Origin of the sequence: Prevotella sp. RM4, assembly GCF_000701965.1 — a bacterium.
Lineage (GTDB): Bacteria > Bacteroidota > Bacteroidia > Bacteroidales > Bacteroidaceae > Prevotella > Prevotella ruminicola.
Window position 1 is genome coordinate 400,173 of the sequence record NZ_JNKG01000007.1, and the last position, 19,312, is coordinate 419,484.

Annotated in this window: 16 protein-coding genes and 1 pseudogene; 10 read left to right on the forward strand and 7 right to left on the reverse strand. The window is 48.9% G+C overall.

The genetic code is table 11. The features are described 5' to 3' along the window. Positions 1-23: 23 nt before the first annotated feature. A complete protein-coding gene (locus T499_RS0102860; protein ID WP_084162863.1) occupies positions 24-1,193 on the reverse strand; it encodes a glycoside hydrolase family 5 protein in 1,170 nt (389 codons plus the stop codon). A gap of 31 nt (positions 1,194-1,224) precedes the next feature. Continuing rightward, positions 1,225-2,595, reverse strand: coding sequence for an alanine/glycine:cation symporter family protein (locus T499_RS0102865; RefSeq protein WP_033149665.1), 1,371 nt, complete (start codon positions 2,593-2,595; stop codon positions 1,225-1,227). Between the two features lie 160 nt (positions 2,596-2,755). On the opposite strand from T499_RS0102865, the gene T499_RS0102870 reads away from it, so the two are divergent. From T499_RS0102870 to lpxA, 10 genes and pseudogenes are all read left to right on the forward strand, one after another. Further along, positions 2,756-3,034: a hypothetical protein gene (locus T499_RS0102870; protein ID WP_013063461.1), complete on the forward strand. Its 279-nt coding sequence runs from the start codon at positions 2,756-2,758 to the stop codon at positions 3,032-3,034. Between the two features lie 63 nt (positions 3,035-3,097). Next, entirely contained in the window at positions 3,098-4,537 is a 1,440-nt protein-coding gene (locus T499_RS0102875) for an HD domain-containing protein (protein ID WP_033149666.1), read from the forward strand. Between the two features lie 46 nt (positions 4,538-4,583). Beyond that, positions 4,584-4,820, forward strand: a pseudogene (locus T499_RS15085) (alpha-N-acetylglucosaminidase N-terminal domain-containing protein); the annotation flags it as partial. A 42-nt stretch (positions 4,821-4,862) separates the two neighbouring features. Beyond that, on the forward strand, positions 4,863-6,833 hold the full coding sequence (locus tag T499_RS0102880) for an alpha-N-acetylglucosaminidase (protein ID WP_369793363.1): 1,971 nt from the start codon (positions 4,863-4,865) through the stop codon (positions 6,831-6,833). Next, positions 6,823-7,896, forward strand: coding sequence for an acyltransferase family protein (locus tag T499_RS0102885; RefSeq protein WP_033149668.1), 1,074 nt, complete (start codon positions 6,823-6,825; stop codon positions 7,894-7,896). Before T499_RS0102880 ends, T499_RS0102885 begins: the two co-directional genes overlap by 11 nt. Before the next feature lie 48 nt (positions 7,897-7,944). Next, a complete protein-coding gene (locus T499_RS0102890; protein ID WP_033149669.1) occupies positions 7,945-8,409 on the forward strand; it encodes an outer membrane protein in 465 nt (154 codons plus the stop codon). Positions 8,410-8,583: 174 nt separating this feature from the next. After that, the gene (locus tag T499_RS0102895) at positions 8,584-9,762 is read left to right on the forward strand and encodes an efflux RND transporter periplasmic adaptor subunit (protein ID WP_033149670.1); all 1,179 of its coding nucleotides are present in this window, start codon (positions 8,584-8,586) and stop codon (positions 9,760-9,762) included. 30 nt (positions 9,763-9,792) lie between these two features. Next, a complete protein-coding gene (locus T499_RS0102900; RefSeq protein ID WP_033149671.1) occupies positions 9,793-13,053 on the forward strand; it encodes an efflux RND transporter permease subunit in 3,261 nt (1,086 codons plus the stop codon). Between the two features lies 1 nt (position 13,054). Then, positions 13,055-14,434: an efflux transporter outer membrane subunit gene (locus tag T499_RS0102905; protein WP_033149672.1), complete on the forward strand. Its 1,380-nt coding sequence runs from the start codon at positions 13,055-13,057 to the stop codon at positions 14,432-14,434. Between the two features lie 91 nt (positions 14,435-14,525). Beyond that, the gene (gene lpxA / locus T499_RS0102910) at positions 14,526-15,302 is read left to right on the forward strand and encodes an acyl-ACP--UDP-N-acetylglucosamine O-acyltransferase (RefSeq protein ID WP_033149673.1); all 777 of its coding nucleotides are present in this window, start codon (positions 14,526-14,528) and stop codon (positions 15,300-15,302) included. Positions 15,303-15,348: 46 nt separating this feature from the next. On the opposite strand, the gene T499_RS0102915 is transcribed toward lpxA, so the two are convergent. From T499_RS0102915 to T499_RS0102930, 5 genes are all read right to left on the reverse strand, one after another. Then, complete coding sequence (locus T499_RS0102915) at positions 15,349-15,786, reverse strand: N-acetylmuramoyl-L-alanine amidase (RefSeq protein ID WP_033149674.1); 438 nt, start codon at positions 15,784-15,786, stop codon at positions 15,349-15,351. Then, complete coding sequence (locus tag T499_RS15090; RefSeq protein ID WP_157054486.1) at positions 15,774-15,878, reverse strand: smalltalk protein; 105 nt, start codon at positions 15,876-15,878, stop codon at positions 15,774-15,776. Before T499_RS15090 ends, T499_RS0102915 begins: the two co-directional genes overlap by 13 nt. Before the next feature lie 93 nt (positions 15,879-15,971). After that, positions 15,972-16,493, reverse strand: a complete 522-nt coding sequence (locus tag T499_RS0102920) for an HU family DNA-binding protein (RefSeq protein WP_033149675.1) — start codon at positions 16,491-16,493, stop codon at positions 15,972-15,974. Between the two features lie 112 nt (positions 16,494-16,605). Beyond that, positions 16,606-16,935 (reverse strand): hypothetical protein, encoded by a 330-nt coding sequence (locus tag T499_RS0102925; RefSeq protein ID WP_033149676.1) that lies wholly within the window; start codon positions 16,933-16,935, stop codon positions 16,606-16,608. A 179-nt stretch (positions 16,936-17,114) separates the two neighbouring features. Beyond that, on the reverse strand, positions 17,115-19,295 hold the full coding sequence (locus T499_RS0102930) for a VapE domain-containing protein (RefSeq protein ID WP_033149677.1): 2,181 nt from the start codon (positions 19,293-19,295) through the stop codon (positions 17,115-17,117). Positions 19,296-19,312: the final 17 nt, after the last annotated feature.

Consider the following 19,312-nt stretch of genomic DNA (forward strand, 5'->3'; position numbering starts at 1 on the left):
GTTTAATGTTTAATGTTTAATCTTTACTCGTCTCCCAGTTTTTTGCCACTCATCAGCAACTCAACCAATGGACGGTCCTTGAAGGTGTGGCGCTGCTGATCCCAGAAACCAAAGTCGGCATCGTAGCACCAGGTAGTCCAGGCAATGTTGTACTCGTCGAATACGGTCAGCATGTCGCGTGTCCAGTTGTAAGCCAACTCGCGGTCCACTGGCTCGTAAACACCCCACTCACCGCAGAACAGCTGCAGGTCGTACTTCTTGGCGGCCTCGATGGCATCCTTAAACTGGGCACGGATGGTGTTGATGTCCCAAACCTGCTCGGTGTAAGGCTTCAGCTGATCCTTAATCTCAGCAGGAGCAGCCTCGTAATCCTCCTTCGATACCAGCACACCAGGATAGTTCACCTTGCCCTGATACTTGCCCAGTGGTGTCCACCAAGCACCATAGTGTGTCAGAATCATAGGGTTGTAGTAGTGGAAACTCAGGATGATATTCTTGTCGCCCTCGGGCACCTTCAGGTACTTCATGGTCTCGTGTCCCTGCCACATGTTACTACCAATCACCAGTGTACGCTGTGGCTCCAGTTCGCGCAGGGCCTTGTGTACCTTGGCTACCAGCTGGTTCCACTGCTCGTGCTCGGGTGCTACAGGCTCGTTCATAAACTCGTAAGCTACCCAGTCGTTGCTGCGGTTCTTCAAGGTGTCCGACAGCTGCTTCCATAGGTTAATCAGTCCCTGCTGCGACTCCTCTGAAGTAAACAGGGTGTTAGCAGCTTTATCGTCCTCGTTTGCTGCGTTAAAGTAGTGTGAGCGGATAATGTGCAGATCCACAATAGCGCGCAGGTTGTGCTTCTTAGCCCAATCGAGTGCGTTGTTCAGCAATCCCCAAGCCTCGGGCAGCTGCTTGCCGTCCTCATCCCAGAACTGTACCTCGTCGATGGGAATACGTACAAAGTCGAATCCTAACTCCTCCAGACGTGCAAAGTCGTCCTCCTGGATATGCAGGCGACGGGCCTCGCCACGCTGCTCGCTCTGCGACAGCCAGTGACTGATGTTGGTTCCGCGCTTAATGCGGAAGTTGTTCACTTGTCCAGCCTGCGTTTCGTCCTGTTTCTGGGCTTTGTTTCCGCACGACGTGGTTACGCACATTGCCGCAATCATAGCTACGGCCAGCATTAAAATGTTTTTTCTCATACCTTGGTTTAATTATTAATAGATTGTCACCTTATATTTCATCTTTCACTTCTTCCATCTCGTCGTCCAAGCGGTTGCTCCACAGGTATTTCTTGGTTTCCTGGGCAGCCACACCGCTCAGCAGTAGCAGGGCTATCAAGTTAGGTATCGCCATCAGTGCGTTCATACAGTCGGCAATATTCCAGATAATGTCCAGATTAATGATAGATCCGAAGAAGAGCGACACGATAAACAGAATGCGGTAGAAACGGTTGGTTCTTCTGCCTTCAAGATAGTTTACAGCACTCTCGCCATAGTAACTCCAGCCAATGATGGTGCTGAAAGCAAACGTCAGAATACCGAATGCCAACAAGGGTGCACCTACGTAGGGAATTTTCGAGAAGGCCACTTTGGTAAGTGCTGCGCCATCGGCATAGGTAATGTCGGGATAGGCCAGGATGCTGCTTACCAATACCAATCCTGTAAGTGCACAGATTACGACGGTATCCCAGAAGGTGGCTGTGCTCGACACCAAGGCCTGGCGCACAGGGTTACGTGTCTGGGCGGCAGCTGCCACGATGGGGGCACTACCCAGTCCGCTCTCGTTACTGAACAAGCCACGGGCAATACCATAACGGGCGGCCATCATCACTGTGGCGCCTACAAATCCGCCACCTGCAGCCGATGGGTTGAAAGCCGAATTGATAATCAGTTGGATGGCTGGCCATACGTAACTGTTATTAATGCAAAGTATGGCGATGCACCCCAGTACATACAGCAGTGCCATGAAAGGTACCAGCACCGTACACACCTTGGCAATGGCTTTTACACCGCCTAAGATAACCAGAGCGGTGAGCAGACAAACGGTTAAACCGATAATCCAGGCAGGTACTCCGAAAGTTTCGTGTGCCAGCAGGGCTATCGAGTTGGCCTGCACCGTACAGCCGATACCAAACGAGGCCAAAGCCGTAAAAATGGCAAACAGAATACCTAACCACTTCATGCCCAAACCACGCTCCAAGGCGTACATCGGACCGCCAAGCATTCTGCCATCGGCTGTTTTTACGCGGTATTTCACGGCTAACAGTCCCTCGGCATATTTCGTCGATATACCGAAGATACCTGTCAACCAGCACCACAGTACTGCACCTGGTCCGCCCAAGGCTACGGCTGTGGCCACACCTACAATGTTACCTGTACCAATGGTGGCAGCCAGTGCGGTGGCTAAGGCTCCGAACTGACTCACGTCGCCTTCGGCCTTGGAGTCCTTCTTTACGGATAGCTTGATGCCTGTGAACAGTTTGCGCTGAGGTATGCGTAACCTGAACGTCAGGAACAGGTGCGTACCAAGTAGCAGCACTATCATAGGCCATCCCCAGAGGAATGAACTCATCAGCGAAAAAAAGTCGTTAATTGGTTCCATTGGCAATGTAACTGATTTCTTGGCGCAAAGGTAGTGTTTTTGACTGATATGACAAAATAAAAGTGGCAAATTGATATCAAAATACGTAATTTTGCAAAAAAATGTTTGGCGGTTTAAAATTTAATACTTATCTTTGCACCACTTAAAAAACTATACGCAAATGAAGAAACTGTTGTTGATAGTTGCTGCGGTCCTGCTTCTTGGACTTGCTTACTACGGAGAGAAACCTCTGTTGACGCAAAACTCGTTGCCGGAAATGGAGGCGTTTTATAATGAGTCGTTGCATCTCGATCAGATGTCGGCCGATAGTGTTGAGAACTATATTATAAAGGTAAAGGGCTTTACCATTAATAAGCCTAATGCCAAATACGATCCGTTATACAGCAGTATTAAAGAAAATATTAAAAAGAAGACAAACAAGGATTATTTTATTTATTAATGCTAAAATAATTGGTGGAAAGGAAAAAAATCCGTATCTTTGCAAACTAAAAAGGTATATATAATGAATTTATATAGCGACGAGGAATTAGCAGAGATATTAAATCAGGACATCTTCCACCAAATAAGCGAGGCTGCAGATCGATTGGGTCTGGAGTGCTATGTGGTGGGCGGATATGTACGCGACATATTCCTGGAACGTCCGTCTAACGATATCGATGTGGTGGTAGTTGGCAGCGGCATCAAGGTGGCCGAGGAACTCAAGCGCATCGTAGGCAAGAAAGCACATCTTAGCGTATTTAAGAACTTTGGTACTGCCCAGGTGAAATTCTGGCAGAAGGGTACCGAATACGAGGTGGAGTTTGTGGGGGCTCGCAAGGAGAGCTACAGTCACGACTCCCGTAAACCTATTGTCGAAAACGGAACGTTGGAGGACGATCAGAACCGTCGCGACTTTACTATCAATGCCATGGCCATCTGCTTGAACAAGGAGCGTTTTGGCGAGCTGGTCGACCCGTTTAATGGCTTGGCCGACTTGGAGGATGGTATCATTGCTACCCCGCTGGAGCCAGGCATCACCTTTAGCGACGATCCCTTGCGCATGATGCGATGCATCCGTTTTGCCACACAGCTTAACTTCCAGATTGAGGAGGAAACCTTTGTGGCCCTGGAACGCATGGCCGACAGAATCAAGATTGTGAGCGGCGAGCGTATCAAGGACGAGCTTAACAAGATTATTCTTTCTAAGACACCATCGCGTGGTTTTGTAGATTTGCAGCGTTGCGGTCTGCTCAATATCATCCTGCCCGAACTGTCGGCACTCGATATCGTAGAGCAGAAGAACGGTCGTGCGCACAAGAATAACTTCTACCACACCCTCGAGGTGCTGGATAATGTGGCTATGCACTCCGACAACCAGTGGTTGCGCTGGGCAGCCCTGTTGCACGATGTGGGTAAAACCAAGTCGAAACGTTGGGATGCAGCCATCGGCTGGACCTTCCACAATCATAATATGATAGGTGCCAAGATGGTGCCTCAGATATTCCGTCGCCTCATGTTGCCACTCGACATGAAGATGAAGTACGTGCAGAAGTTGGTAGATATGCACATGCGTCCCATCGTGATTGCCGATGAGATTGTGACCGATTCGGCCGTACGTCGACTGATGAACGATGCGGGTGAGGATATCGAGGACCTGATGACCCTGTGCGAGGCTGATATCACCTCGAAGAACGAGGTGCGCAAAAAAATGTTCCTTGAGAACTTCCGCATGGTGCGCGAAAAGTTGACCGACCTGAAGGAGAAGGACTACGTGCGCCTGTTGCAGCCTGTGATTGATGGTAACGAGATTATGGAGATGTTCCATCTGCAGCCCTGCCGCGAGGTAGGTGTGCTCAAGCAGTACCTGAAGGATGCTGTATTAGATAATAAGGTGGAGAATGAGCGCGAACCGCTCATGGCATTGTTAATGGCAAAAGCAAAGGAAATGAAACTAATTAAGTGATATGAGGAAACTACTAACTATTATCGGAATTCTGCTGTCTATACAGATGTGGGCAAATCCTGTAGATGATTTGCTGGAAAGAATCGACAAGGGCGCTTCGGCCAAATTTAAAACACAGCTGGTAAAGAGCGACAAGGATTTCTTTGAACTCGACCAGGCTGGCAATAAGGTGGTTATCCGCGGTAACTCGTGGGTAAACATCGCTTCGGGACTGAACTGGTATCTGAAATATTATGCGGGCATCCACCTCTCTTGGAACCAGATGCAGGCCAAACTGCCTGCCAAGCTGCCTGCAGTAACCAAGAAAGAGCGCCGCGAAACCGATTTGTCGCTGCGTTACGATTTCAACTACTGCACCTTCAGCTATTCGATGGCTTTCTGGGATTGGAAACGCTGGGAAAAGGAGATCGACTGGATGGCACTTCACGGCATCAACATGCCACTGGCTATTGTTGGCGAGGAGTGCGTGTGGCGTAATATGCTGCTGAAGTTAGGCTACACCGAGAAAGAGGTGGGCGAGTTTATCGCCGGTCCTGCCTTCTTGGCTTGGTGGGAAATGAACAACCTCGAAGGGTGGGGTGGACCACTGCCCACATCGTGGTATGCCCGTCAGGAAAAGCTGCAGAAGCAGATTCTGGCTCGCATGAAGCAGTTGGGCATGCACCCCGTACTGCCAGGCTATTGCGGTATGGTGCCCCACGACGCAAAGGAGAAGTTAGGCTTGAACGTGGCCGACGCAGGTCTGTGGAATGGTTTCCAGCGCCCTGCCAACCTGTTGCCTACCGATGCGCGATTCTCCGAAATTGCCACCTTATATTATAATGAGCTCACCAAGCTGTTTGGTAAGGCCGATTACTATTCGATGGATCCCTTCCATGAGAGTAATGACGATCCAAATATCGATTATGCTAAAGCCGGTCAGGCCATGATGCAGGCCATGAAACGTGTGAATCCTAAGGCTGTATGGGTGATTCAGGGTTGGACCGAGAATCCTCGCGAGGCCATGGTGGACGGCATGAAGACTGGCGACCTGCTGGTGCTCGATCTCTTCTCGGAGTGTCGCCCCATGTTCGGTATACCCAGCATCTGGAAGCGTGAGCAGGGTTACAAGCAGCACCAGTGGCTGTTCTGTCTGCTTGAGAACTTCGGTGCTAACGTAGGTCTGCACGGACGTATGGATCAGTTGCTCGACAACTTCTATATGTTGCAAAGTTCAAAGTTCCAAGCTCAAAGCTCAAAGTTAAAGGGCATCGGCTTCACCATGGAGGGTTCAGAGAACAATCCTGTGATGTTCGAGCTGATGAGCGAGCTGCCTTGGCGCCCCGAGAAGTTTACCAAGGAACAGTGGGTTAAGAATTATGTGAAGGCACGCTATGGTGTAGAGGATGAGGCTATCGAGAAGGCTTGGCTTACTCTGGCCAAGAGCATCTACAACTGTCCTGCAGGCAACAACCAGCAGGGCCCTCACGAGAGTATCTTCTGCGGTCGCCCCACACTCAATAACTTCCAGGCATCAAGCTGGTCGAAGATGAAGAACTACTACGATCCTGCAATGACCAAGAAGGCAGCCAAGCTGATGAATAGTGTGGCCGAGAAGTATTGTGGTAATGACCGCTCGGCTATGCCGCTCTCAGGAAGAGAGAATTTTGAATACGATCTGGTGGATATCACCCGTCAGGCTCTGGCCGATCAGGCACGTTTGCAGTACCAGAAGACTATTGCCGATTACAAGGCTTTCAGTCGTAAGCAGTTCGATTGCGATGCCGAGCATTTCTTAAAAATGTTGCTTCTGCAGGATAAGCTGCTGGGTACCCGCACCGAGTTCCGTGTAGGTCATTGGACTCAGGATGCTGTGAATGCCGGAAACACTGCCGAGGAGAAGAAACTATATGAATGGAACGCGCGCGTACAGATCACTACCTGGGGTAACCGTTACTGTGCCGATACAGGTGGTTTGCGCGACTATGCCCACAAGGAGTGGCAGGGATTGTTGAAAGACTTTTACTATGTGCGCTGGAAAGCGTATTTTGATGCTCTGGCTGCACAGATGAAGGCGCAGACAGCCCCACAGCCTGAGTTGTTGGGTGGTGGTCCGAATGCTACTAAGACAGCTGCCGAGCTGTTTGCTATGGCATTGCCTCAGGAGGTAAAGCTCGACTACTACGCTATGGAAGAGCCCTGGACGCTGGACCAGACACCATACTCAGCTGCCCCCGAAGGCTCACCCGTAGATGTAGCCAAGGAGGTGATAGATTTTATGTTCAATGGTCAATGTTCAATGGTCAATGGAAAGTAAGCGATTATTAAGTCTCGACATACTGCGCGGTATCACCGTGGCAGGCATGATACTGGTGAACAACGGTTGGGGCGAGAGCTTCGAGATGCTGCGTCACTCTAAGTGGAACGGCATGACCCCCTGCGACCTGGTGTTCCCCTTCTTCCTGTTTATCATGGGTATCTCGTGCTATCTCTCGCTGGTAAAGTCGGAGTTCAAGCCAACCCCACAGGTCATCCGTCGCATTGTTAAGCGTACGGTGCTGCTGTTTGCTATCGGCTTGTTTATCAACTGGTTCGACCATGCCATCGAGGGCGACCTACTGTGCTTCGGTCATCTGCGCATCTGGGCGGTGATGCAGCGTATAGCTTTGTGCTATGGTATCGTGTCGCTGTTTGCGCTGTTCTGTAATCACAAGTACACCCTGTCTGTGATTGGTGGTTTGTTAGCCATCTATACCGCCATCCTGATTCTGGGTAACGGCTATGCCGAGGATGCTAACGTGAACTTTTTGGCGCAAGCCGACTTAAAGTTGTTTGGCTACGATCATATCTATCATAAAAGTCCGGTTGACCCCGAGGGCTTGATGGGTACCATCTCATCGGTAGCCCATGTATTGTTGGGCTTCTATTGTGGCATGCTGATTCGCAAGCGTGAAACGGTTGAACAGAAGGTGATTGCCCTGTTTGTGGTTGGTGCAGTATGTGTGATTGGCGGCTACCTGCTCAGCTATGGTCTGCCTCTTAACAAGCGCATCTGGAGTCCCAGCTACGTGCTCATGACGTGCGGTTTGGCTTCGCTGCTGCAGGCCCTGCTGATGTATGTGATCGACATACAGAAGAAGAGCGGTTGGACCACCTTCTTCCACGTGTTCGGTGTGAATGCGCTGGCCTTGTATGTGTCGAGCGAACTGTTGGCTATTCTGTTGAAAAATATCGAAGTATCCGAAATGGTATATAATGGCATTCATGCGGTGATCGCGCCCCTCAAGTGGGCATCGTTTGCTTATGCAGTTTACTTTGTACTACTGAATTTTGCCATCGGTTACGTGTTGTATCGAAAGAAGATCTATATCAAACTTTGATATATGTGTATTTTGTATTATTAATTTAATTCTTAAAAGACAAAAGTTATGAAAAAGATTGTAATGGGAATCTGTGCTTTGATGCTTAGTGTGGCATCGTATGCACAAGTTGGTAAGACCACTATCAGCGGTCATTTCAATTACTTGCTCGACTCACCTAACAATTGTGGTATCGGTGCCAACATTGGCTATGAGTTTGCTGAGAATGTTCGTGGTGTCGCTCAGTTCGACTACTACTTCAACAAGGATCACGTGAGCATGTGGAACCCCAACATCAACGTAGAGTACCTGTTCCATATTTCTAACAGCAAGTTCACCGTTTATCCTCTGGCAGGTTTGAACGTGATGGGTTGGAGCTACGATGAGGGTAGCGATTCTAAGCTGGGCCTGAACATCGGTTGCGGTATGGAGTACCCTCTCAACCCTAATCTCACGTTTAAGTGCGAGTACTGCTACAAAACTCAGTACGATGGTCATAGCACACTGAATGTTGGTTTGGTATTTCCATTCTAAATGTTAAAAAATGCGTTGCTCTATAGGCTATAGGCAATAAACGTTAAAAGTTTATTCAGAAGAATATATCGTAAGATATAATTTTCGTATCTTTGCAACCCGAAAACCGCGCGTAATACGCAAAGTTTTCGGGTTGAATTGTGTTTGGATTAAATTAGATACATGATAGTTAGTATGAAGAAAAGAATGTTTTTGGTAATGACCGTTGCATCGCTGATTTTGTCATCATGCGGTGGTGGCGGTGGTCGCCCCCAGTTTGGCGACAATGAGTATCCTGTAACAACTGTAGGTACTCAGAGTTCTGAAACACAGACCACTTATCCTGCAACCATCAAGGGTGTACAGGATGTGCAGATTAGTCCTAAGGTGGCTGGATTCATTACTCAGGTTAACGTGAAGGAAGGTCAGACTGTGAGCGCTGGACAGGTGCTGTTTGTGATTGATAACGTCACTTATCAGGCTCAGGTGCGCCAGGCACAGGCTAGCGTAAATACAGCAAAGGCTTCGCTCAATACTGCCAAGTTGAGTTATGAGAACGCACAGAAATTGCACGAGAATGGCGTGATTGGTGACTTTGAGTTGCAGCAGGCCACCAATCAGTACGAGCAGGCCAAGGCCACAGTAGCTCAGGCTGAGGCTCTGTTGGCATCGAATAAGGAGATGCTGAGCTACTGCTATGTGAAGAGTCCCGCTGCAGGTGTAGTTGGTACTCTGCCTTATAAAGTAGGTGCTCTGGTAAGCACTGGTAATGTGCTCACTACCGTATCAAACAACTCGTCGATGGAGGTTTATTTCTCGGTAACCGAGAAGGATGCCCTCGAGATGAGCAAGGGCGAGGGGGGTCAGAATGCTGCCGTATCAAAGTTCCCACCAGTTAAGCTGAAGTTGGCCGATGGTACTTTGTATAATCTGGATGGTACTGTAACCAAGATGAGCGGTGTGATCGACGCTGCTACTGGTTCGGTACAGATGATTGCCCTGTTCCAGAACCCACAGCGCGTGCTCAAGAGTGGTGGCTCAGGTGCTATCGTGATTCCTCACAGCAATTCGTCGGCCATCATCATCCCACAGTCGGCTGTATCCGAGGTTCAGAACAAGAAGTTTGTTTACCTGCTGGGTGCCGACAACAAGGTGAAGTATAGCGAGATTCAGGTTGCTCCACAGAACGATGGTATGAACTACATGGTAACAGGTGGATTGAAGGCTGGCGACAAGTATGTGACCAATGGTATCACCAAACTGTCCGACGGTATGGAGATTGTGCCCATCACCCCAGAGCGCTATCAGCAGAAGATTGACGAGCAGGCTAAGGCTATGACTGCCGGCGACATCGTTGGTGCGATGAAGAAATAATTGATAATTGAAAATTTATAATTGACAATTATGACATTTACGAATTTTATAAAACGCCCGGTACTGTCAACGGTGATCTCTATCCTCATCGTGCTGCTGGGTTTCATCGGACTGGTCTCGCTTCCTATCGAGCAGTATCCGAATATTGCGCCGCCTAACATCGTGGTCATGGGTAGCTACCCAGGTGCCGATGCCGAGACGGTGAAGAATGCCGTGGTTACGCCACTTGAGGAGAGTATCAACGGTGTTGAGGGAATGGATTATATCACCTCAACAGCATCGCCTGGTTCGGCTATGATTCAGGTGATGTTCCGTCAGGGTATGAATCCGGATATGTGTGCCGTAAACGTACAGAACCGTGTGAGTCAGGCCACTGCTCTGCTGCCTTCCGAGGTTAACCAGATTGGTGTGCGCGTGGTAAAGCGTCAGTCGTCACAGGTACTGATGTATTCACTAACATCCGACGGTCGTTACGACGATGAGTTCCTGACCAACTATAACGCCATCAACATCGTGCCTGCGCTGAAGCGTATCGAGGGTGTGGGTGATGCTTCTGGATTCAGTTCGAAGACCTACGCTATGCGTATATGGCTGAAGCCCGATGTGATGAAGCAGCACAGCTTGATTCCTTCGGATATCACAGCCGCACTGGCCGAGCAGAATATCGAGGCTGCTCCTGGTAAGTTTGGTGAGCAGGCTCCCAATGTGGCTTACGAGTATTCGATGCGTTATACCGGTCGTTTCCGTACTGCCGAGGAGTTTGGTAACATTATTATTAAGAGTGATGCTAACGGACAGACACTGAAGCTGAAGGATCTGGCTAAGATCGAGCTGGGTGGTGAAGGCTACTCGGTATCGATGAAGAACAATGGTGTACCTTCGGTAATGACCATGGTACAGCAGGTGGCTGGTTCGAATGCTAACGAGATTGCCAAGCAGGTAAAGGCCGAGCTTGAATCGCAGCAGAAGCTGATGCCCCCAGGCATGGAGGTTAAGATCAACTACGATGTAACCGAGTTCCTCTATGCGTCAATCGAGGAGGTAGTATTCACCCTCTTCATGACATTGGCACTGGTATTCTTCGTGGTATATATCTTCCTGCAGGATATGCGTTCTACACTCATCCCATTGATTGCCGTGCCAGTATCACTGGTAGGTACATTCTTCTTCCTGAATGTGATGGGATTCTCAATCAACCTGCTGGTACTGTCGGCCTTGCTGCTGGCCATCGCCATTGTGGTGGATGATGCCATCGTGGTGGTCGAGGCTGTGCATGCTAAGCTCGATCAGGGTTATAAGAGTTCGCTGACTGCCTCTATCGATGCCATGAATGAAATCTCGGGCGCTATCATCTCTATTACACTGGTAATGGCAGCTGTGTTCGTGCCTGTATCATTCATTGGCGGTACTTCGGGTACCTTCTATCGCGAGTTCGGTGTAACCATGGCTATCAGCATTATTATCTCGGCTGTTAACGCCTTGACATTGTCGCCAGCCTTGTGTGCTGTGTTCCTGAAACCTCACGATAAGGATGGTCACGAAAAGAGGATGTCGCGCGTGGATCGTTTCCACCAGTCGTTCAACGTGGCTTTCGAAACCACAACCGCTAAATACCGTGGTATTCTCGAGAAACTGGTGCGCAAGCCATTGGCCATTATCGGTACAGTCGTTGTGGGTATCGTCGTGCTGGCTGTTACCTTCGTGACTACCAAGACAGGTCTGGTGCCTGATGAGGATACTGGTACACTGTTCTGTACCATCTCTATGCCTCCTGCCACTTCCGAGGCTCGTACCAAAGAGGTTGTGCTGCAGGTTGATTCTATCCTGTCGCAGATTCCTGCTATCAAGAACCGTGAGATGGTTCAGGGTTATAACTTTATCGCAGGTGCCGGTTCCGACCAGGGTACGTTTATCATCAAGCTGAAGCCCTTCGAGGAGCGTCAGAAAGGATTCTGGTGGAAACTCTCTGGTTTGTGGCAGGGCGATGGTATCTATCGCTTCTTCATCAATCCTTACGATGCGACCGGTGTGATTGCCCAGATCTTTATCAAGACAGCTCATATCAAGGATGCACAGATTCTGGCATTCTCGCCCCCAATGATTCCTGGCTTCTCTGCTAACTCGGGTATCTCGCTGGTTATGCAGGACCGTACTGGTGGCGATCTGAACCGATTCTTCGGTGTGGTTAAGGAGTTCCTGGCCGAGCTGAACAAGCGTCCTGAGTTCCAGTCGGCACAAACCTCTTACAACCCTGGCTATCCTCAGTACATGGTTCATGTGGATGTGGCTAAGTGTAAGCAGTCGGGCATCTCGCCAACAGCTGTGCTCAGCACACTGCAGGGATACTATGGCGGACTGTATGGCTCAAACTTTAACTCATTCGGTAAACTCTATCGTGTGATGATTCAAGGTTCACCTGAGACACGTATGACGCCTGAGTCGCTTAATAGTATATATGTACGCACACCTGCGGGCATGTCGCCTGTTAAGGAGTTCTGTAACTTGGAGCGTGTATATGGCCCATTGAACATCAACCGCTTCAACCTGTTCACCTCTATCAACGTAACAGGTACTGTGGCTGATGGCTATTCTACCGGTGAGGCGCTGAAGGCTATCGACGAGGTGGCTGCTCAGATGCTGCCAAGTGGTTATACCTACGACTACTCAGGTCTGACCCGTGAGGAGGCTAAGGCTTCCGACACCACAGGTATCATCTTCCTGTTGTGCTTCATCTTCATCTACCTCATTCTGTCGGCACAGTACGAGTCGTACATCCTGCCACTGTCGGTAGTACTCTCTGTTCCATTCGGATTGGCAGGCTGTTTCCTGTTCACCAATATCTTTGGTCATGCCAACGATATCTACATGCAGATCTCACTCATCATGCTGATAGGTCTGTTGGCTAAGAACGCCATTCTGATCGTACAGTTCGCCCTTGAGCGTCGTCAGACGGGTATGGCCATCTCTTGGTCGGCAGTTCTTGGTGCTGCTGCTCGTCTGCGTCCTATCCTCATGACCTCACTGGCCATGGTTATCGGTCTGCTGCCAATGATGTTTGCCAGCGGTGTTGGTAAGAATGGTAACCAGACGCTGGGTGCTGCTGCCGTGGGTGGTATGCTCATTGGTACTATCCTGCAGCTGTTTGTGGTGCCCACACTGTTCGTTATCTTCCAGACGCTACAGGAGAAGATTAGTCCGATTAAGTTCGAGGACGAGGAGAATCCTGAGGTTGCAGCCGAGCTGGCTCAGTATGCACATAAAAAATCAGAAGATTATGAATTGGAGAAGTAATATGAAGAAACTCATGATATGCATGTCTGCAGCATTGCTGCTGTCAAGCTGCGGACTCTATAATAAATACGAGCGCCCCGAGGTGGATACCAAGGGATTGATTCGCGACACTCAGTCGCTTACCGATACCCTGGCTGTACAGGACACCATCACCTTTGGTAATATGCCTTGGCGCTCGGTGTTTACCGATCCACAGTTGCAGGCACTCATCCAGCAAGGTCTCGATAACAATCCCGACCTGCTGAATGCCGCCCTCAACGTGCAGATGGTTAACGAGGCACTCAAGGTGGCCAAGCTGGCCTTCCTGCCCTCAGTAGCAGTAAGTCCACAGGGTTCACTCACCTCGTTCGATGGTGCTGCAGCTACCAAGTCGTACTCGCTGCCCATCTCAGCCAGTTGGAATGTCGATCTTTTCGGCAATCTGCTCAGTGCCAAGCGCTCGGCTCAGATGCAGCTCATCGCTACTAAGGATTATCAGACGGTAGTAAAGACCAACGTCATCTCTACCATCGCCAACCTGTATTACACCCTGCTCATGATCGATCGCCAGATGGAGATTGTTACCGATATGGAGCAGCTCACCAAGGAGACTTGGGAGAAGATGCAGTTTATGCACGAGAACCGCGCAGGCTATCGCTCTACAGCCGTTCAGAGTGCCGAGGCTGCCTACTATCAGGTACAGAGTCAGCGTGTAGATCTGGAGCGTCAGATGCGTGAGACCGAGAATTCGCTCTCGCTGTTGCTGGGTCAGCCTGGTCAGGCCATCGCCCGTGGCAAGTTCGCTGGTCAGTCGCTGCCTACCGACCTCTCGACAGGTGTAGGTATCCAGATGCTGGCTAACCGTGCCGATGTGCACCAGTACGAGATGTCGCTTGCTCAGTGCTTCTACGATGTGGAGACGGCCCGTAGCCGTTTCTATCCCAGCATTAGCATCACTGGTACAGCTGCCTTTACCAACAATAGTGGTTCAATCAATCCTGGTAAATGGTTGCTCTCGGCTGTTGGTTCGCTCACTCAGCCCATCTTCCAGCACGGACAGATTGTGGCTGGCCTGAAGGTGGCCAAGATGCAGTACGAGCAGGCTTACAACAAGTGGCAGAACGCTATCTACAAAGCTGGTAACGAGGTGTCGAATGCCCTCGTAGCCTACAACTCTTACAGTCAGAAGGCCGAGCTCGATGGCAAGCGTGTAGAGGTGCTCAAGAAGAATGTCGAGGACACCAAACGTTTGATGGAGTCGTCGTCAAACACCACCTATCTCGAGGTGATTACTGCTCAGAGCAATCTGCTGAATGCCGAGATTAGCGAGGTTACCGACCAGCTCTCAAAAATGCAGGCTGTAGTAAGTCTCTACCAAGCCCTCGGTGGCGGCGCCAATTAAAAATGTAAAAATTAAAAAATGTAAGAATGCAAAAATGGTAAAATCTAATTGTTACATTTTTAAATTGTTTAATTTTTAAATTGTGAATGATATGAACGAAATAAGTCCAAAAGCCGAGATTAGCCCAAAGGCCAAGATTGGCGACAACTGTAAGATATTCCCCTTTGTGTATATCGAGGACGATGTGGTGATTGGTGACAACTGTATCATCTTCCCCTTCGTAAGCATCTGCGACGGCTCGCGCATCGGTAAGAACAATAAAATCCATCAGGGCTCGGTGATTGCTGCTCTGCCACAGGATTTTAACTTCCGTGGTGCCAAGTCGTATGTTGAGATAGGCGATAACAATGTCATCCGCGAGAACGTGGTTATCAACCGCGGTACCAACAAGGATGGTGTTACCAAGATTGGTAATCACAACTTCCTGCTCGAGGGTACCCACATCAGCCACGATACCGTGGTGGGCGATAACTGCGTGTTTGGCTATGGTACTAAGATAGCAGGCGACTGCGAGATTGGTAACGGTGTTATCTTCTCGTCGGGTGCCATCCAGAATGCCAACACCCGTGCTGGCGACCTCTCGCTCATCCAGGCTGGTTGCACCTTCTCTCACGATGTGCCTCCTTACGTAATTGCCGGTGGTTCGCCCATGGAATATGGCGGTCCTAACACCACTGTGATGAACTACGCCGAGATCGACCCAAAGGTTCAGAAGCATATTGCCAATGCCTACCGTTTGTTGTTCCACGGTAAGACGAGTGTGTTCGATGTGATTAATCAGATTAAGGAACAGGTGCCCGACGGCCCCGAAATCCGCAACATCATCACATTCCTCGAGAACTCCAAACGAGGTATCATGTGTAAATAAACAAATCCCTCAGCTCATCACAAGCTGAGGGATTTTTTTATGGTTACTACTGCTCTAAGGCTAATGGCTGTAGGTGCTGGTACTCGGTGCGGGCGTCGAAACAGGGACAGGCCTTTGTTACCCAGGGAAGGTCGCGGTGACCTATAATCTCGGCATTAGGGTAGTCGACCTTCAGACTACGTAGCAATGCTATGAGCGTTTGTTTCTGGGCTTGGGTGCGGGTGTCGGCCTCCTGGCCTTTCTCGTTTAATCCACCTTCGTAGCAGATGCCTATGCTGTGGGCATTGTAGTGCCGGGCGTGCATGCCAATCTCGTCTTCGTCGCGGGTGGCATAGAGTTGTCCGTCGCGTTCAATGTAGTAGTGATAGCCTATGCCCTTGTTGTGGAATCGGGCGTTGTGACAGCTCTCGAGGTCCTTGACGGTGAAGCGTCGGTTGCTGCGAGTGGCACTGCAATGGATGATAATTAGGTTTACTGTGCGCATGACTGTACAGCTATAGTTCCCAGGACTGCAGTAATAACTGTTGCGATGAATTTAAGGACTTTAGCAACATTGGTCCAATTTACTTTCACCATATAGAATACAATTTTAAGGGTTAAGAGTTGGTTTTTAGCAACGGACTACAGGACTAAAAGATATTAATCCGTGTAGCCCGTGCTTAAAAGAGATTAATCTCCGATAGGCTCATGGTTACCGCCTCCACCGGTGTTACCACCGCCGCTTGGCGTATTCGAACCACTACCGCTGGTAGAACCACCACCGCCATTGCTTGGCTCAGTAGCCAGCTTACCATTCACAAAGGTAGCCTTCTTCAGGGTAGCCTCCAGGTTCAGACTCTTACTCATCAGGTCGCCAGTGGCACGGGCCTTCAGCTTCACACCGCTGATGTTCTTAGATACAGTGAAGTCCTCTTCCTTCTCTGCCATCTCCTTGTTCTTGATACCAAGCGAGAAAATGGCCAGGTCGTCGATCTTCACGTTCTTGCCCTCCAGCAGGAGTTCCTTGATACAACCGATCATGTCGGTGAGCAGACCCTTGATAACGCCCTTGGAGTAGGGTGAGTTGTGAGTACTCATGTGCTCGGCCAAAGCATCCAGGTCGATAGTCTCCTCCACCACGTTCTTGGCGAACCACTTACCGAAACACTTGTTACCAGTGATTTTGATTTGCTTTAAAATGTAACGTACCATAATTTAGATTAAACATTAAAGATTAAACATTATTGCCATCCGGAATGACAATGCAAAGGTACAACTTCACAAGAGGCAATTGTCCAGTTATGGCAAGTTAGCGTGAAAATAATTAGAAATCGGGTGGGATTTCAGTGATTTTGGTCCATTTACCTTCAAAAAAGGTGGTCAGTTGCAACTCACGCACCACCTTTTGATAAAGCTGATGACTCTGTAGCACACGTTGATCCTGCAGCTCTGGTGGCAGATCGATGCAGTAATCCTCACAAACATACTTCACGGCTTGAGGCGGCAATAGTCTGGCATAGCGCTTCACACCCAGGGCATCAAGAATGTGCCGGCGGGTTTTCAGATACCTGTTGAAAGTACGATACGATACACCAGCCAGCTTAGCCAGTTCTTTCTTGCTGATAAATAGATGTTTATTGTAGAAATTTACCATATTGATTGTGGTTGAAAAGTAAGTTGATTTTGAGTGAAAAGTAACTTGATTATAATTCGAAAATAAGTTGAAAATTCAAATATAATATATTATATTTGTGTAACGAGTGTAATGAGAATATCAAACTTTTGTTATAGAAATACATTTGGTTCGAGGTGAATATATTTGTATAGAGAAAGTTAGTAAATCTCGCTACACTCGTTACACTCCTGACCATGAATCATGTTCGAAATAACGCGTTGACTCTCGTTGTTGTCCATCTCGAAAAGCTTATAGAAACAGCCTTTACTGTTACGTGCCGATTTGTATCCAAGCTTCTTCATGACAAGACTGACACGACGTGAACTGATACCTGATCGTCCGTACGAAATCATCTGAGCAATGGCAGCTGCGCTGTAGTGCTTGAATGGCTCACCTGGTTTGGGAGTACGGAAACGTTGGGTGATGAGCTGTTCCTCGTCGCTGATGATGCGGAAGTATTCGTTCTGCTGCCTCATACGTTCTTCTTCGGCTTTATCGAACCAGTAAGCAAAACCTTCGTAATATTCGTCGCGCAGTTGGGCATATAGTTGCTCGTAATCCAGTTCCCATTCGCGTGGATTGTCGATGTTGGCCACACGGAAACATAACCAGCGGCGGTTTCCTGTTTCGTCTGTAAGGAAACGTTCCTGATTGCCTGTAGCACAAAGCGATGCCAGTCGATGCCTGGCCATAACGTATTTATCGTATGGTCGCCTGATTTTTAGCGTTACTTTGGTGGATAGTGATTTGAGTTCGGCATTATCACGATCCTTGAACATGTCTATCTCTTCAATCTCAACCAAACTGTTTTCAACCAGGGCAATCTGGTCGTCCTTCATCGTAAAAGAGTTGCTCGAGTTTTCGTGATAGTATGCTCTGAGTTGAGGAGGCAATAAGAAACGGAAAAAGGTGGTTTTATAGATGCCTTGCGGACCAATAAGCGTAAAAATGGTTTCGTTGCATACATCATCACAAAGCCAGTCGGCTATCGTTGCTACCAGCCATTTGTGTAACGCCCACGTAATAAGTTCTTGGGCTGCTTCTACAGATTGTCCCTCCTGTACCGGATCTACGTGTATATAAGCTGCCAGCTGTGCCACACGGTCTGTTTTATCCCACCTGGGCAGTTGGTGAATATAGTCGCGTATGGGGTGTATGCGATGGGCATAGTCGCTGTTGATGATATCGCGCACATCCTGTTTTAATACGCGTTTCCCTGTGTCGTGGGCTATCTGCTTACGTAGCGTACAAAGCACGGTATCCTCCATAGGTTGCCACTCGCCATTGTTATCCCGATAAGAGGTTTGGTCGGTAATCTGGTTGTAGATAATCTCTGTTCTGTTACTGATAAGCCATTTTACAATGTCGGGTAGGGTTATCATGGCTACCTCGCGCTTTCGGCCTGCTTTGTAAAGTCGCCAACGTCCGTGTTCGTTATTACGATTCTGATAAACCCAACGGATAATACTTTCGCGTTGTTTCTTGTCGTAATCGCTCCAGTTTTGGGCTGCCCATTCCAATACATCATCAAGTGGTGTTCCGAAATGGTTAAACAAGTGGGTGGCATGCATAATATAATGGTGGTGAGTGCCTTGTCCATAGCTGATGTTACGTTTACTAAGCATCTGTTCGATAACTACCCAGGCCGATTCTGCATCGGTGTGGTGAGTTCCTACAGGATCCTCCTTGCGGCGTTTTCCCGATTCTGTATCAGCAGCCGTGTTGGCTGCCGCAGCCTCATCGTCGGTAATGATGAATGGCTCGGCTTTGTAGTTGATATGGGCATTTGGGTCGTGTGCTATGCCGCTCAGTCGGGTTAGATTGCCGCATTGTCCGTCGTATTCTACGCCGCAAAGTTGTGCATAATAACTATTTCCTTTTTTGTAGGCCGCTCTATATAGAATGCCATTTTCGGGTAGATTCCCTTCGCTGTCGGTATAAGCATAGATTACGCGAAAGCCCTCACCACTGATGGTGATGTAATAAAGTAGCGTATGCGGATCGCTGGCAATCTTTTGTCTTACTGCCTCCATCATGTCGGGGGCCACATGGTCGATGTCGCAGATGGCAAGGCCAGTTACACGTGTGGCATGAATGGTCTGCTTGCCATTTCCATTAAATAGCAGTGCCACCGAGAAGGCGGGCATTATAGAGTCCTTAACTTTCTTATTGGCTTCCTCACGTGAGATGGTCTTTACCAGATTGCGGTATAGTTCGGTTTTGTTTTTTACGCTCTGGTCGTTCTTTATCCACCATAGTACTGTATCGAGGCCAACAGGTTTACTGTCGTACGATTGAAGATCTTTGAAAATACTGAGTTTAATGCTTTCGAGGTTCATTTTGTGAGTTTGAGTTT

Excerpts from the sequence above, each read along its gene's own strand:
- T499_RS0102860 (WP_084162863.1), bottom strand. The coding sequence starts at position 1,193 with ATGAGAAAAAACATTTTAATGCTGGCCGTAGCTATGATTGCGGCAATG.
- T499_RS0102865 (WP_033149665.1), bottom strand. The coding sequence starts at position 2,595 with ATGGAACCAATTAACGACTTTTTTTCGCTGATGAGTTCATTCCTCTGG.
- T499_RS0102870 (WP_013063461.1), top strand. The coding sequence starts at position 2,756 with ATGAAGAAACTGTTGTTGATAGTTGCTGCGGTCCTGCTTCTTGGACTT.
- T499_RS0102875 (WP_033149666.1), top strand. The coding sequence starts at position 3,098 with ATGAATTTATATAGCGACGAGGAATTAGCAGAGATATTAAATCAGGAC.
- T499_RS0102885 (WP_033149668.1), top strand. The coding sequence starts at position 6,823 with ATGGAAAGTAAGCGATTATTAAGTCTCGACATACTGCGCGGTATCACC.
- T499_RS0102890 (WP_033149669.1), top strand. The coding sequence starts at position 7,945 with ATGAAAAAGATTGTAATGGGAATCTGTGCTTTGATGCTTAGTGTGGCA.
- T499_RS0102895 (WP_033149670.1), top strand. The coding sequence starts at position 8,584 with ATGAAGAAAAGAATGTTTTTGGTAATGACCGTTGCATCGCTGATTTTG.
- T499_RS0102900 (WP_033149671.1), top strand. The coding sequence starts at position 9,793 with ATGACATTTACGAATTTTATAAAACGCCCGGTACTGTCAACGGTGATC.
- T499_RS0102905 (WP_033149672.1), top strand. The coding sequence starts at position 13,055 with ATGAAGAAACTCATGATATGCATGTCTGCAGCATTGCTGCTGTCAAGC.
- lpxA (WP_033149673.1), top strand. The coding sequence starts at position 14,526 with ATGAACGAAATAAGTCCAAAAGCCGAGATTAGCCCAAAGGCCAAGATT.
- T499_RS0102915 (WP_033149674.1), bottom strand. The coding sequence starts at position 15,786 with ATGCGCACAGTAAACCTAATTATCATCCATTGCAGTGCCACTCGCAGC.
- T499_RS15090 (WP_157054486.1), bottom strand. The coding sequence starts at position 15,878 with ATGGTGAAAGTAAATTGGACCAATGTTGCTAAAGTCCTTAAATTCATC.
- T499_RS0102920 (WP_033149675.1), bottom strand. The coding sequence starts at position 16,493 with ATGGTACGTTACATTTTAAAGCAAATCAAAATCACTGGTAACAAGTGT.
- T499_RS0102925 (WP_033149676.1), bottom strand. The coding sequence starts at position 16,935 with ATGGTAAATTTCTACAATAAACATCTATTTATCAGCAAGAAAGAACTG.
- T499_RS0102930 (WP_033149677.1), bottom strand. The coding sequence starts at position 19,295 with ATGAACCTCGAAAGCATTAAACTCAGTATTTTCAAAGATCTTCAATCG.